Origin of the sequence: Klebsiella sp. PCX (genome assembly GCF_021869705.1) — a bacterium.
Taxonomy (GTDB): Bacteria; Pseudomonadota; Gammaproteobacteria; order Enterobacterales; family Enterobacteriaceae; genus Klebsiella; species Klebsiella quasipneumoniae.
The window spans coordinates 4,221,991-4,235,751 of record NZ_CP091527.1 but is presented as its reverse complement, the minus strand read 5'-3'; the positions used below and the strand labels follow the sequence as shown (position 1 = coordinate 4,235,751).

Genomic DNA, 13,761 nt, shown 5'->3' with positions numbered 1-13,761 from the left:
GTCGTTAATAACCCGTCTTTGACGATGGGCGGGTTATTATTGCCTGTATCGTCGTGCATTACCCATTAATAAAAAATTCAGTTCATTCCATAATAAAAGGGTTTACCGATGAATAAAATCTGGGTCGGGTGTTTTCTCACGTCTCTGTATCTGCCACAGGCGATGGCGCAGGCGCCGTTATCGCTGGAAGAGCGGCTGGCGCAAATGGAGCAGCGGCTGAAGGCGACGGAGGCGCGCGCCGCCAGCGCAGAGGCGGAGATTAAGACGCTGAAAGGCCAGCAGCAGGCCACGACCGTCGCCCGCGCGGCGCCGGCTACGCCGCGCCTGCAGCTGAACGACAATGGCGAATTAAAATTTTATGGCGACGTCGAATTTAATCTTGATGGCGCCAGCCGCACCGGTAGCCTGACGTCGGTCAAAACCAGCGCGAATAAAAGTTGGGCGCCCGGCGAGAAAGAGCGCTGGGATATTAACGGCCGTATTCTGCTGGGTTTTGATGGCAGACGTAATGGCGACGACGGGAAATATGCCGGATTCAGCGTGCAGCCGCTGGCGGATATGGATGGCAAAATGAATCTCGACGATGCGGTATTTTTCTTTGGTCAGCAGGATGACTGGAAAATAAAAATAGGCCGCTTTGAAGCCTGGGATATGTTCCCCCTGAATCAGGATACCTTTATTGAATATTCAGGAAATACCGCCAACGACCTTTATTCCGACGGCTATGGCTATATTTACATGATGAAAGAGGGGCGCGGGCGCAGCAGCAGCGGCGGCAACCTCCTGTTCAGCAAAACCGTAGATAACTGGTATTTCGAGGTCAATACCCTGGTGGAGGACGGCAGTTCGCTGTTTGTCGATCAGAACTATCACGGTAATGCGCTGGAAAACCGCAAAAACGTAGTGTACGTGCGGCCGGTGGCGGTGTGGCAGTCCGGCGCCTGGTCGGCGGCGGCAGCGATAGAGAGCAACCTCGTCAACAACGCCTACGGCTATCAGAGTCAGAGCGGGCGCTGGGTCGACCAGTCAAACCGCACCGGCTACGGGATGACCATGAGCTGGAACACCCTGAAAAGCGATCCGCACGATGGGGCGGTGGTCAATCTGAGTACTGCCCTGCTGGACGCGGCGGATGAAACCGACTTCAGCGCCGGAATCAATGCCCTGTGGCATCGCGTGGAGCTGGGCTATATCTACGCGCATAACAAAATCGATCAGTTCAACATGGCCGGGGTGAATGGCGAGTGCGATGGCGACTGCGCAATCCTCCCGCCGGGGCGCTATGACATCCATACCGTGCATACATCCTGGCAGTTGCCGAATATTATGGCGATGCCGAACTTCAATATTTACCTTGGCGCCTACGCCTCGTGGCTCGATTCCACGGCGGCGAAGAGCGGGAATCCCGACGAACGCTATGGTGCCCGGGTGCGCTTTAAATATTTCTTCTGATATTTCTTCTGACAGGATACTCAGGCAGACTCTCCCGCGGCGGACGCCGCGGGAGAGTTCAGGTGGGCAGGTTAACGCATCGCGCGGCGCAGAATGCGGTCGGTCTGGCGCTGGAAGTCCTCGGCCGCTTCTTCCACCGACTTTTTACCGTAGTCGATGTACTGCAGGGTGGTGCCGAACTGGGCGACGATCTGTGGGTCGTCGAAGTACGGCGAGACCGGCAGGGTGGTGGGCAGGGATTGCGCCAGCTTCAGGCCGGACACCGCCGGATCGTCGGCTTTGATGATCCCGTCCTCGGTCAGGTAGGTGACCGCCGCTTTGCTCAGCGGCACGCCACGCTCCAGACCCAGAATATCCACCCCTTCTTTACTGTTCAGCAGGAAGTTAATCAATTTCGCCGCCGCCTGCGGGTTTTTCGTCGATTTGCCAATGGACAGCATCTGCGCAGGCTTGAAGAACAGTCCGGCATCGGTGGCGCCGGGGAGCATCGGGTATTCCCCCAGCACCAGCTTCGCCGGCGGCTTTAGATTGTCGGAATATTTATTGATGGTGGAGTTCCACATGTAGGTCCCGCCCCATTCACCCTGGATCCACGGCTTCATCTCGTACATGTTGCTCTTGCCGAACGAGGCATAGTAGCGGGTGTCCGGCATCACATGGCTGTCGATAAGCTTCTTATACATGCCGAAGAAGTCCGCCCACTGCGCTTTGCTGTAGGAGAATTTGCGGCTTTTCTCATCGATGGCCGGCTGGTTGTATTTTTGCACCATGTAAGAGTTGAGCAGGGCCAGCACGTCCTGGTGCTCAAGCACCACCGGGTAGTACTGTTTCCCGAGTTTGCTTTCGAAAGTTTTTCCCGCCGCCAGCAGTTCATCCCAGGTTTTCGGGAAGGGGATGCCCGCCTTTTTCCACGCTTCGTCGTTAAAGTAGAAAACGCGGGCGGTGACCGACACCGGGATGCCGTTGAGCTTGCCGTTGACCGTGGTGGACTGCAGCTCTTTGGCGTCAAACTGGCTGAGATCGATCTCGTCTTTCAGAGTATTGAGATCGTAAAAGCCATCGCCATTTTTCGAAAAGATCGGCAGCCAGTTCCAGTTGGTCTGCATCACGTCAGGCTCGGTGCCGCCGGCTATCTGGGTGGTCAGGCGCGAAAGATGGCCGTCCCAGCCGGTATATTCCGCTTTGACATTGATATCAGGATATTGCTGGTGAAAAGCTTCCAGCGCCTTGAGGGTCACCTGATGGCGGCCATTGCCCCCCCACCAGGACATGCGCAGGTCGACATCCTGCGCCAGCGAGGAGAAGGCGCTAAGGCCCAGGGTGGCGGAGAGGGTGGCGCTTATCAGCACGTTTTTCATTGTTATGCTCCAGGGTTCACAGAGAGAGGTTCTGTTCGGTTTTGGCGTCAAAGATGTGACACTTGTTAAGATCAAAGGTGAAATAGACTTTTCGATTCAGTCCCTTAGCAATCATCGGCTTCGCATCGTCCGACGGCACGCGAGCGGTCAGCTCGTAGCCCGCGACCTGCAGATAGACAAAGAACTCATGACCCATGTTTTCCACCCGCACCATCTCGCCCATGCAGCCGCCTTCGGCGAACGGTGCGTCGGAGAGCGACACGAATTCCGGGCGGACCCCGTAGAACACCTCCTGATGCTGATAGGCGCCGACTTTCTCCGCCAGACGGTCGTTCAACGGCAGGCGCTGGTCGCCAAGGGTCAGGCACAGGCGGCCGTCGTGCTCAACCAGCTGGCTGGGGCGAATATTCATCTCCGGCGCGCCGATAAAGCCGGCGACAAACATATTTTTCGGCTGGTGGTAAAGGTTGTCCGGGGTATCGACCTGCATAATGTGGCCGAGCTTCATCACGCAGATGCGGTCGCCCATGGTCATCGCTTCCGTCTGATCGTGGGTAACGTAGACGGTGGTCGCCGGTTTACCGGATTTCTTCAACTGCTTATGCAGATCGGAAATGCGAATGCGCATCGAGGCGCGCAGCTTGGCGTCCAGGTTGGAGAGCGGCTCGTCGAACAGGAAGACGTCCGGTTTTTTGACGATCGCCCGGCCCACCGCCACGCGCTGCGCCTGGCCGCCGGAGAGCTGGCGCGGCAGACGTTCCAGCAGCTCCTCCAGTTCGAGGATTTTCGCCGCTTCCTCCACCTGCCGATCAATCTGCGCCTTGGGCAGCTTGCTCAGCTTCAGGCCAAAGGCGAGGTTTTCGCGCACCGTCATATGCGGATAGAGAGCGTAGTTCTGGAACACCATCGCGATACCACGGGATTTAGGCGCCAGGTTGTTGACGATCTTGTCCCCAATCCGCACCTCGCCGCCGCTGATGGTCTCCAGACCCGCCAGCATGCGCAGGGTGGTCGATTTGGCGCAGCCGGAAGGGCCGACGATCACCATAAATTCGCCATCGGCAATCTTCAGGTCGATACCATGCACCGCTTTAAACCCGTTGGAGTAAACTTTTTCCAGTTTGTTGAAAATCACTTCAGCCATGATATTTCCCTCTTAACCTTTGATTCCGCTGCTGGTCACGCCCTGCACGAAGTAGCGTTGAGCCAGGAAGAAGACGATGATGGACGGCAGAATGGAGATGCTCGCCATTGCCAGAATTTCGTTCCACGGCGCGCCTTCCGTGACGTCGATAGACATTTTTAGCGCCAGCGCGATGGGATACTTATCGACGCTGTAGACGTAGATCAGCGGACCGATAAAGTCATTCATCGACCACATGAACTGGAACAGCGCCACCGAGATAATGGCCGGCTTGAGGATCGGCACCACCACATACCACAGCACCTGGATGGAGTTGCAGCCGTCGATCTGCGCCGCCTCTTCCATATCGCGCGGCACGCCGCGCAGAAACTGGATCAGCATAAAGACGAAGAATCCCTGGGTGGCGAAGGCCAGCGGCAAGTACAGCGGCAGATAGCTGTTCAGCATTCCCATTTCGCGGAACATCAGGTACTGCGGGATCAGCAGGACGGTGCTCGGCAGCAGCATGGTGGTGATGAGCGTCGCGAACCAGAACTTCTTCCACGGGATCTCAAAGCGCGCAAAGCCGTACGCCACGATGGTGGAGGAGATGATGGTTAACACCACCTTCGGGATCACATACTTAAAGGTGTTCAGCATATAGTGGCCGAAATGGTATTCGGTGCCGGTCTTCCAGCCGTTGATAAACCCGTCCCAGGTGGCGTGGGTCGGCCACAGCCCGAGGGTGGTGAAGATCTCATGGTTCGGCTTGAACGAGGCGGAGAACATCCACGCCAGCGGGTAGAGCATCAGCAGGCCGACGAATATCAGCACGACGTAGCGCACCACCCGGCTCACTTTTTCCCGGCGCAGCGTACGGGCGACCTCACGATCGGCGTCGCTCATCACCGGCGCCATCTGTTGAATATCAGCCATTTTTGCCTCCCTTATCGGCGGAGTAGAAGACCCAGTATTTCGATGACTTAAAGGCGATCGACGCAAAGACCGCCACGACGAGGAACAGCACCCACGCCAGCGCGGCGCCATAGCCCATGTCGAAGTACTTAAAGGCGGTATCGTAGATGTAGAGCGAGAACAGGTAGGTGTAATAGGTCGGGCCGCCGCCGGTTATCACGTACGGGCCGGTAAACTCCTGGAACGCCTGGGTAGTCTGCATAATAAAGTTGAAGAAAATCACCGGGGTGATCAGCGGCACGGTGACCTTCATAAACATCTGCCACTTCGAGGCGCCGTCGATCATTGCCGCCTCATACTGCGACTGCGGGACGTTCTGCAGGGCGGCGAGGAAGATGACCATCGCGGAGCCAAACTGCCAGACGCGCAGCAGGGTGACCGACATTAAAGCCAGCGAGGGTTCCCCCAGCCAGTTGACGGCATCGATGCCAAAGACGGCGAGAAAGCTGTTCAGCAGGCCGTCAATGGCGAACAGGGCGCGCCACAGCACGGCAATCGCCACCGAGCTGCCGAGGATCGACGGGATGTAGTAGGCGGTGCGGAAAAAGCCGATGCCGCGAAGTTTGAAATTGAGCACAAAGGCAATGCCGAGGGCGAAAGCCAGTTTTAAGGGGATGGTTAAAAAGACGTAGGCAAAGGTCACCCCCATCGATTTCCAGAACAGGCTATCCTCGGTCAACATATAGCGATAGTTTTCAATGCCGTTAAATACCGGCGGACTCATCAAGTCGTACTCAGTAAAACTGAGAAAGAAAGATGAAACAAAAGGAAAAGCAGTAAAGACAATCAGCCCGATGATATAGGGCGATATCCATGCCAATCCCAGCAGCTTGTTTTCATTCATACATACCTACCTGGCTTACGAGTTGTAATACGGATCGGGTGACGCGGCGCTGTCGGCCTTTTGCCGCGACCAACGCAAAAAGTCTGAACGTTTCCTCTGGTTAACATATCCTTGTTAATGAATGGCTTAAGTTTTATCTGGCCCAGCGTGGAGGGGCCGTCAGGTTCTTTTTCATGCTGATCTTTTTTTATAAAACACCGTTTTAATTTCATTTTATTGCGATTTATTTCCGCGTCATGCAGATCTGGATGGAAATGTGATCAAAGTCGAAACGATGTTTCAAAAAGGTGAGGTGGTAAGCACTTTAAGGATCTTAGGGAGCTTGAAAACAAGGAATAATCAGTCTGAACTGAGCGGGAAATATTATTACCAGGATAATGATTGGGGCGGCATCTTTTTTAGCGCGTGCTGTGAAACCTGGATCGGGGGCGGCGATCGCCCCCGTCTTTCATCAGCGTGCGAGAAAATCTTCGCGGATCGGGGTAAAGGTGTCGAGCAGCGTGCCGGGCTGCAGACAGACGCAGCCGTGCATGATCCCCGGCTGCTTATACAGCGTATCGCCAGCGCTGACGACGCGCGTCTCCTCGCCGATAGTGAACTCGAACTCGCCCGAGAGCACATAGGTGAGCTGTTCGTGAGGATGGTTATGCATCGGGCCGACGGCGCCGGCGGCAAAATTCACCTCTACGGCCATCATTTTGCCGTCGTGCGCCAGAATGCGGCGGGTTACGCCATTGCCGAGGTCTTCAAGGGTGGTGTCTTTATGGAAAATAAACATCGGGCGATCCTGTTGTTAAAATGAAACGTTGTTTCACTTAACTTATCCCACTCTTCATGAAAAAGAAATACGCGGCCAGAGAAGTGGAAAGTTGATCACAAGTTTGTTTCACTGGCAGAAACGACATAAGGAGCAGAAGATGAAAACCATTGGCCTGTTAGGCGGCATGAGCTGGGAGTCAACGATCCCTTACTATCGCCTGATTAATGAAGGCGTGAAGGCGCGACTGGGCGGGCTGCACTCCGCCAGCCTGGTGCTGCACAGCGTCGATTTTCACGACATCGAAGCCTGTCAGTCCGCCGGCGACTGGGATCGCGCCGGGGCGATCCTTGCCGAAGCCGCGGTCGGGCTGCAGCAGGCGGGTGCCGAGGGCATTGTCCTGTGCACCAACACCATGCACAAGGTGGCGGATGCCATCGCCGCCCGCTGCCAGGTTCCCTTTCTGCATATCGCCGATGCCACCGGGCGGGCGATTGCCGCCAAAGGCCAGCGGCGGGTCGCGCTGCTGGGCACCCGCTATACCATGGAGCAGACCTTTTACCGCGGTCGTCTGCAGGAGCAGTTTGCCATCGAGACGCTGATCCCCGAGGCCGACGATCGGGCGCGGATCAATCAGATCATCTTCGACGAGCTCTGTCTCGGCACCTTCAGCGAGGCGTCGCGGGACTATTATCTGCAGACGATCGCCGCCCTGGCGGAGCAGGGAGCGGAAGGGGTTATTTTCGGCTGTACGGAGATAGGCCTGCTGGTGCCTGCCGAGCTCAGCCCGCTGCCGGTCTTTGACACCGCGGCGATCCATGCGGAAGACGCGGTCAACTTTATGCTCTCTGCAGGACCGACGCCAGCGGCGTGAGGATCTGCGGCAGACTCTGCTGCAGGTGCGTCACAAAGGCATCGACCAGCGCCGAGCGCGGGCGATGGAGCGGGCGGATCAGGCTGACGGTAAACGGCACCTCGACGCTGAAGCGGCGCACCACCACGCCGCTATCAGCATAGTCCAGGGCGGTCAGCGGGTTAACCACCGAGATCCCGGCGCCGGCGCGCACCATGGCGCAGATCGAGGCCGCACTGTGGGTTTCGACCACCATCCGCCGTTTAACCTGATGCTCAAGGAACAGGGCGTCGAGCAGCTGGCGATAGCTGTCGGTGCGCGACAGGCTGATGTAGTTTTCGCCCTGAAAATCGGCGGGGGTCAGCGTCGTCTGCGCCGCCAGCGGATGGCCGGCAGGCAGCACGCAGACTTCATTCAGCGTCAGCAGCGGGGTGCGTTCGGTGCCCGCCGGGGTATGCAGGGTCTCCGTCAGGCCAAGGTCATGGCGCTGGGCGGAGAGCCACTCCTCCAGCAGCGGCGACTCCTGAGGGACGATCTGCAGGCTGACCTCCGGGTAGCGGGCGAGAAACGGCGGCAACAGCAGCGGCAGAAAGGACTGGGAAAACACCGGCAGGCAGGCGATCGACAGCTCGCCCTGGCGAAACTCGCGCAGGCTCTCGGCGGCGCTGACGATGCGGTCCAGGCCGTACCAGGAACGCTGAACCTCCTCAAACAGGCGCAGGCCCTGCACGGTTGGCTGCAGGCGACCGCGGGTCCGCTCAAACAGCTGAAGGCCGAGCACCTTCTCAAAGCGCGCCAGCTCGCGGCTGACGGTGGGTTGCGAGGTGTGCAGCATCCTCGCGGCTTCGGTCAGGTTGCCGGTGGTCATCACCGCGTGAAAGATTTCGATATGGCGCAAATTGACGGCTGGCATGCGGTCTCCCTGAGGCTCGGCTGTAACCATATCATTTTTGCATAGAGTCGCGATAAAACGATATTTTTTATTGGTCAGGCACTGTGGCGTAATCAGAAAAAACAGCGACCAACACACGCACTGCACCGGAGTTTTTATGCCACATTCTCTTTACGCCACTGATACCGATCTAACCGCGGACAACCTGCTGCGCCTGCCGGCGGAATTTGGCTGCCCGGTCTGGGTCTATGATGCGCAGATTATTCGCCGCCAGATTGCCCAGCTCAGCCAGTTTGACGTGGTGCGTTTTGCGCAAAAAGCCTGCTCTAACATCCATATTCTGCGTCTGATGCGTGAGCAGGGGGTGAAGGTGGACTCGGTGTCGCTGGGGGAGATCGAGCGTGCGCTGGCGGCAGGCTACGATCCGCAGCAGAATCCAGAGGATATTGTCTTCACCGCCGATCTGATCGACGACGCTACCCTCGATCGCGTCAAGGCGTTACAGATCCCGGTGAACGCCGGTTCGATCGACATGCTAAGCCAGCTGGGGGAGGTGTCGCCGGGCCATCGCGTCTGGCTGCGCGTCAACCCGGGCTTTGGCCACGGCCACAGCCAGAAAACCAATACCGGCGGTGAGAACAGCAAGCATGGCATCTGGTACAGCCATCTGCCGGCGGCGCTGGAAGTGATGCGTCGTTATCAGCTGCAGCTGGTGGGGATCCATATGCATATCGGCTCTGGCGTCGACTACGGTCACCTGGAGCAGGTGTGCGGCGCGATGGTGCGCCAGGTTGTCGACTTTGGCCAGGATCTGCAGGCCATCTCCGCCGGCGGCGGCCTGTCTATTCCTTACCGCGAGGGTGAAGAGGCCATCGACACCGCCCACTATTACGGCCTGTGGAACCGCGCCCGGGAGCAGATCGCCACCCATCTGGGGCACCCGGTGAAACTGGAGATTGAGCCCGGACGCTTCCTGGTGGCCGAGTCCGGCGTGCTGGTGTCGCAGGTGCGCAGCGTGAAAGAGATGGGCAGCCGCCACTTCGTGCTGATTGACGCCGGCTTTAACGACCTGATGCGCCCGGCGATGTACGGCAGCTATCACCATATCACCGCTCTGGCGGCGGATGGCCGCGATCTCAGCGCCGCGCCGCAGGTGGAGACCGTGGTGGCCGGGCCGCTGTGCGAGTCCGGAGACGTCTTTACCCAGCAGGAAGGGGGTAAAGTCGAGACCCGTCTGCTGCCGGCGGTGGCTCCAGGGGATTATCTGGTGCTCCATGACACTGGCGCCTACGGGGCCTCGATGTCATCCAACTATAACAGCCGTCCGCTGCTGCCGGAGGTGCTGTTTGATGGCGGCAAGGCGCGGCTGATCCGTCGTCGCCAGACCATCCAGGAGCTGCTGGCCTTAGAGCTTATTTAAAAAAAGGTCCCGTCGTTACCGACTCGCGCAACACCAGCGTGCCGGTGAACGGCGGGATCGTTTCGATCGGCTGCTGATTAGCAAGCTTGATCGCCTGATCGATAGCCGTGGTGATCATGTTGTCGATGGGCAGATAGACCGTCGACAGCCCCGGCTCCAGCCATTTCGCGCTTGGCGCATCGTCGAAGCCAAACAGCGACACATCCTGCGGAATACGCAGCCCCGCCTGATGCAGCGCCTTTGAGGCCCCCAGCGCCATATCATCGTTACAGGAAAACAGCGCGCTGAAGCGGGCTTTCTCGTCCAGCAGTTCCCGGCACAGCTCGTAGCCGCGGGTCATCGTCGAGTCCCCGTATTTCACCCGGCTCGGATCCCATTCAATACCATGTTTTATCAGCGCGTTGCGATAGCCCTGCAGGCGCGCCTGGCCGGTGGGGGTGTGCATCGGGACGGTGATGCAGGCGATATCGCGGTGGCCCTGGGTAATCAGATACTCCACGGCCTGGAAGGCGGCTTCCTGCTGTTCGAAAAACACGCAGCGTTCGCGGGCCTGCGCCACATCACGGTTAATCACCACCAGCGGCATGGCGATCGAGTTAATCAGCGACATGATCGCCTTCTCGCTCATATGCCGGGTATAGAGGATGATCGCATCGCACTGCCGGTCGGCGAGCATCTGCACCGCTTCCTCTTCGCGCTCCGGCGTATCATGGCCGTCGGTGACGATAAGCTGTTTTCCCCAGGCTTCGGTCTGGCGTGACGCCTGCTGCAGCAGACGGCCAAAGTAGAAGCCGTCAAAGGTGGAGACAACCAGCCCGATACTGTTGCTGGTCTGATTGGCCAGCGAGCGGGCAAGGAAATTCGGCCGGTAGCCCAGCTCTTCCATCGCTTTAAAGACCTGTTGGCGGGTGCTCTCTTTCACCTGACCTGTGCCGTTCAACACGCGGGAAACCGTCGCTTTCGAGACGCCTGCGCGAATTGAGACATCCAGCATTGTAGCCATTCATCGATTCCTGATTTCACGTGGTAAGGCGCAGTTTATCACAGACCGAAAAGGGACATATCGACGGGGCGGGGCGGAAAAACCATCGCGATCACGCTTTTAGCAGGAACTGACCAACCGGCGCTATCTGGTATGCCAATGGTTGTTTTTATCGATATTTGGGATACCACGAAGCGGGTTGCGAGCGCTGTCACAGAACAATTTTTGCCTGGCGACTATGTTTTGGTATGCCAAAAGTCTCTGGCTGTCTACCTGGCCGCAATAAGCCCTTTACTCTGAGGTACTCTTTTATGGCATTACAGGACAAACTGATCGACGCGCTGGGGCGTTTCGCGACGACATTCAACAGCTATCGCTACATTATGGCGATCAAATCGGCGTTTATTACCCTGATGCCGGTGATCATCGTCGGGGCCTTTTCGGTGCTGATCTCCAATATGGTGCTGGATCCGAAGAATGGGCTCGCCAGCTTTTCCTCACTCTCCTTTCTCGCGGCGCTGAAGCCGATCACCAGCGCGCTGAACTACGCCACGCTCAACTTCCTCAATATCGGCGCCGTGTTTCTGATCGGTATTGAGCTGGGGCGGATCAACGGCATCAAAAGCCTGTTTCCCGGCCTGCTGGCGGTGATCTGCTTTATCTGCGTCACGCCGACCACGGTGGAGATGATGGTCGATGGCCAGATGCACGTGGTGAAAGATGTCCTGCTGCGTCAGTTCTCCGATACCCGTAGTCTGTTCCTCGGAATGTTCATCGCCATTCTGTCGGTCGAGATTTACTGCTGGCTGGAGGGGCGCAAGGGGCTGAAGATCAAGATGCCGGATACCGTGCCGCCGAACGTTTCTGCCTCTTTTTCCGCGCTGATCCCGGCGATCATCACCACCACCGCGATCGCCACCTTTGGTTTTCTCTTCCACCAGCTGACGGGAATGTATCTCTACGATGCGGTCTACCAGGTGGTGCAGCAGCCGCTGGAGCGGGTGGTGCAGAGCCTGCCGGGGATCCTACTGCTGATGTTCGTCGCCCAGCTGTTCTGGGTGATCGGTATTCACGGCAACCAGATGATCAAGCCGATCCGCGAGCCGCTGCTGCTGGGGGCGATCACCGTCAATATGAGCGCCTTTGAGCAGGGGAAAGAGGTACCGAACATCATCACGATGCCCTTCTGGGATGTTTACATGAGCATCGGCGGCTCGGGGCTGACCATCGGCCTGCTGATTGCGGTGATGATCGCCACCAGGCGCAAAGAGATGAAAGAGATCGCCAAGCTGTCGATAGGCCCGGGGCTGTTCAATATTAACGAGCCGGTGATCTTCGGGATGCCGATCATGCTCAACCCGATCCTCGCCATCCCGTTTATCATCACCCCGCTGGTGACCGGCAGCATCGGCTATTTCGCCACCCTGACCGGCTTCGCCGGCAAGGCGGTGGTGATGGTGCCCTGGACCACGCCGCCGCTGATCAACGCCTGGCTGTCCACCGCCGGCTCGATGGGAGCGGTGGTGACCCAGCTTATCTGCATCGTCGTCGCGGTGCTTATCTATCTGCCTTTCGTCAAAATTGCCTCCCGCCGTGCCGATGCCGCACAGCGTCAGGCCGACAATCAACAGACCGCCAACCCTGTCTGAGGAGCCTATGACTACCGTACGGATGACCATTCCCGATGATTTTATCCTTGGCGCGGCGGCTTCCGCCTGGCAGACCGAGGGCTGGAGCGGGAAAAAACCGGGGCAGGACTCCTGGCCCGATCTCTGGTACAAAAACGACCGCCACGTCTGGCATAACGGCTATGGCCCAGCGGTGGCTACCGATTTTATTAACCGCTTTCAGGAAGACGTGCAGCTGATGAAGCTGGCCGGGCTGACCCACTACCGCACCTCGATCAACTGGTCGCGCTTTCTGATCGACTATGAAAACGTCACGGTGGATGAGGAGTATGCGGCCTATTACGACCAGCTGTTCGATGCGCTACTGGCCAACGGCATTACGCCGATGATCTGCCTTGAGCATTACGAATTACCGGGCTATCTGCTGGAAAAGTATGGCGGCTGGGGGTCGAAAAAAGTGGTTGAGCTGTTTGTGCGCTACGCGGAGCAGGTCTTTGCCCGCTACCACCTGAAGGTAACCCGCTGGTTTACCTTTAATGAGCCGATCGTGGTGCAGACCCGGGTCTATCTGGATGCCCTGCGCTGGCCCTATGAGCAGAACACCAGCACCTGGATGCAGTGGAACTACCATAAGGTGCTGGCGACCGCCTGCGTGGTGAAGCGATTTCGCGAACTCGGCTATCCCGGGACCGTTGGCTGCATCCTCAATCCGGAGGTGACCTACCCACGCTCCCGCGCCCCGCATGACCTGCGCGCGGCGGAGATCTACGATCTGTTCTACAACCGTATGTTTCTCGACCCGCTGGTGCACGGGGTCTGGCCGCCGGCGCTTCTCGCGCTGCTTGAGCAGCATCAGGTGACGTGGGAGGCCAGCGCGGAGGAGCTGGCGATTATCCGCGAGCACACCGTCGATGAGCTGGGGATTAACCTTTACTATCCGCACCGGGTCAAAGCCCCGTCGCGGGCCTGGCATCCGCATACCCCGTTCCATCCAGCCTGGTATTATGAGCCGTTTGAGCTGCCCGGCCGGCGGATGAACGCCTCCCGCGGCTGGGAAATCTACCCGCAAATCATCTTTGATATGGCGATGCGGATCAAAAATGACTATCGCAACATCCCGTGGTTCGTGGCCGAGAGCGGGATGGGGGTGGAAAACGAAGGCCAGTTCCGTAACCGCGAAGGCGTCATCGATGACAGCTACCGCATTCGTTTTATCAGCGAACATCTCTGGCACACCCTGCGCGCCCGCGAGGCAGGGGCCAACTGCCAGGGCTATATGCTGTGGGCGTTTACCGACAACGTGTCGCCGATGAACGCCTTTAAAAACCGCTACGGGCTAATCGAAATCGATCTGCAAAACCATCGCGCCCGGCGGCCCAAAGCTTCGGCGCACTGGTTTCGTCAGCTCGGCGAACGGCGTGAGCTGGTGCTGGATATCGACGATGAATACCGCTAGCCGGGAGCAATCTTTGCTAAG

General features: G+C 58.0%; 12 protein-coding genes. 5 read left to right on the top strand and 7 right to left on the bottom strand.

The genetic code is table 11. The features are described from left to right. The first annotated feature begins 108 nt into the window (after positions 1–108). Complete coding sequence (locus GQR96_RS20105) at positions 109–1,452, top strand: carbohydrate porin (protein WP_065905368.1); 1,344 nt, start codon at positions 109–111, stop codon at positions 1,450–1,452. Between the two features lie 71 nt (positions 1,453–1,523). Here the strand turns inward: GQR96_RS20105 and GQR96_RS20100 are convergent, their stop codons facing one another. The 5 genes from GQR96_RS20100 to GQR96_RS20080 all read right to left on the bottom strand — a co-directional run bounded on the left by GQR96_RS20100 (position 1,524) and on the right by GQR96_RS20080 (position 6,530). Beyond that, positions 1,524–2,810, bottom strand: a complete 1,287-nt coding sequence (locus GQR96_RS20100; protein ID WP_060656726.1) for an ABC transporter substrate-binding protein — start codon at positions 2,808–2,810, stop codon at positions 1,524–1,526. 16 nt (positions 2,811–2,826) lie between these two features. Then, positions 2,827–3,954 (bottom strand): ABC transporter ATP-binding protein, encoded by a 1,128-nt coding sequence (locus GQR96_RS20095; RefSeq protein ID WP_017899248.1) that lies wholly within the window; start codon positions 3,952–3,954, stop codon positions 2,827–2,829. 12 nt (positions 3,955–3,966) lie between these two features. Then, on the bottom strand, positions 3,967–4,869 hold the full coding sequence (locus GQR96_RS20090) for a carbohydrate ABC transporter permease (RefSeq protein ID WP_004205418.1): 903 nt from the start codon (positions 4,867–4,869) through the stop codon (positions 3,967–3,969). Continuing rightward, positions 4,862–5,752 (bottom strand): carbohydrate ABC transporter permease, encoded by an 891-nt coding sequence (locus tag GQR96_RS20085; RefSeq protein WP_004205419.1) that lies wholly within the window; start codon positions 5,750–5,752, stop codon positions 4,862–4,864. The genes GQR96_RS20090 and GQR96_RS20085 overlap by 8 nt, the downstream gene beginning before the upstream one ends. 451 nt (positions 5,753–6,203) lie before the next feature. Then, positions 6,204–6,530, bottom strand: a complete 327-nt coding sequence (locus tag GQR96_RS20080; protein ID WP_004205420.1) for a cupin domain-containing protein — start codon at positions 6,528–6,530, stop codon at positions 6,204–6,206. Positions 6,531–6,669: 139 nt separating this feature from the next. On the opposite strand from GQR96_RS20080, the gene GQR96_RS20075 reads away from it, so the two are divergent. Next, positions 6,670–7,383, top strand: coding sequence for an aspartate/glutamate racemase (locus tag GQR96_RS20075; RefSeq protein WP_004205421.1), 714 nt, complete (start codon positions 6,670–6,672; stop codon positions 7,381–7,383). On the opposite strand, the gene GQR96_RS20070 is transcribed toward GQR96_RS20075, so the two are convergent. Further along, a complete protein-coding gene (locus GQR96_RS20070) occupies positions 7,349–8,275 on the bottom strand; it encodes a LysR family transcriptional regulator (protein WP_004205422.1) in 927 nt (308 codons plus the stop codon). The genes GQR96_RS20075 and GQR96_RS20070 overlap by 35 nt on opposite strands. A gap of 136 nt (positions 8,276–8,411) precedes the next feature. Here GQR96_RS20070 and lysA point away from each other — a divergent pair, with 136 nt between their 5' ends. Continuing rightward, positions 8,412–9,674 carry a diaminopimelate decarboxylase gene (gene lysA / locus GQR96_RS20065; protein WP_004205426.1) on the top strand — a complete coding sequence of 421 codons (1,263 nt, stop codon included), beginning with the start codon at positions 8,412–8,414 and terminating at the stop codon, positions 9,672–9,674. Here the strand turns inward: lysA and GQR96_RS20060 are convergent. Then, complete coding sequence (locus GQR96_RS20060) at positions 9,667–10,668, bottom strand: LacI family DNA-binding transcriptional regulator (protein WP_004229436.1); 1,002 nt, start codon at positions 10,666–10,668, stop codon at positions 9,667–9,669. The genes lysA and GQR96_RS20060 overlap by 8 nt on opposite strands. A 299-nt stretch (positions 10,669–10,967) precedes the next feature. Here GQR96_RS20060 and GQR96_RS20055 point away from each other — a divergent pair, with 299 nt between their 5' ends. Together GQR96_RS20055 and GQR96_RS20050 are read left to right on the top strand one after the other, a co-directional pair. Beyond that, positions 10,968–12,305: a PTS sugar transporter subunit IIC gene (locus tag GQR96_RS20055; protein ID WP_004205429.1), complete on the top strand. Its 1,338-nt coding sequence runs from the start codon at positions 10,968–10,970 to the stop codon at positions 12,303–12,305. A gap of 7 nt (positions 12,306–12,312) precedes the next feature. After that, positions 12,313–13,740 (top strand): glycoside hydrolase family 1 protein, encoded by a 1,428-nt coding sequence (locus GQR96_RS20050; RefSeq protein WP_049004102.1) that lies wholly within the window; start codon positions 12,313–12,315, stop codon positions 13,738–13,740. Positions 13,741–13,761 lie beyond the last annotated feature (21 nt).

What these genes read in the sequence shown, in the direction of transcription:
- GQR96_RS20060 (WP_004229436.1), bottom strand. Translation starts at nt 10,668, where the DNA reads ATGCTGGATGTCTCAATTCGCGCAGGCGTCTCGAAAGCGACGGTTTCC.
- GQR96_RS20090 (WP_004205418.1), bottom strand. Translation starts at nt 4,869, where the DNA reads ATGGCTGATATTCAACAGATGGCGCCGGTGATGAGCGACGCCGATCGT.
- GQR96_RS20050 (WP_049004102.1), top strand. Translation starts at nt 12,313, where the DNA reads ATGACTACCGTACGGATGACCATTCCCGATGATTTTATCCTTGGCGCG.
- GQR96_RS20105 (WP_065905368.1), top strand. Translation starts at nt 109, where the DNA reads ATGAATAAAATCTGGGTCGGGTGTTTTCTCACGTCTCTGTATCTGCCA.
- lysA (WP_004205426.1), top strand. Translation starts at nt 8,412, where the DNA reads ATGCCACATTCTCTTTACGCCACTGATACCGATCTAACCGCGGACAAC.
- GQR96_RS20075 (WP_004205421.1), top strand. Translation starts at nt 6,670, where the DNA reads ATGAAAACCATTGGCCTGTTAGGCGGCATGAGCTGGGAGTCAACGATC.
- GQR96_RS20070 (WP_004205422.1), bottom strand. Translation starts at nt 8,275, where the DNA reads ATGCCAGCCGTCAATTTGCGCCATATCGAAATCTTTCACGCGGTGATG.
- GQR96_RS20055 (WP_004205429.1), top strand. Translation starts at nt 10,968, where the DNA reads ATGGCATTACAGGACAAACTGATCGACGCGCTGGGGCGTTTCGCGACG.
- GQR96_RS20085 (WP_004205419.1), bottom strand. Translation starts at nt 5,752, where the DNA reads ATGAATGAAAACAAGCTGCTGGGATTGGCATGGATATCGCCCTATATC.
- GQR96_RS20100 (WP_060656726.1), bottom strand. Translation starts at nt 2,810, where the DNA reads ATGAAAAACGTGCTGATAAGCGCCACCCTCTCCGCCACCCTGGGCCTT.
- GQR96_RS20080 (WP_004205420.1), bottom strand. Translation starts at nt 6,530, where the DNA reads ATGTTTATTTTCCATAAAGACACCACCCTTGAAGACCTCGGCAATGGC.
- GQR96_RS20095 (WP_017899248.1), bottom strand. Translation starts at nt 3,954, where the DNA reads ATGGCTGAAGTGATTTTCAACAAACTGGAAAAAGTTTACTCCAACGGG.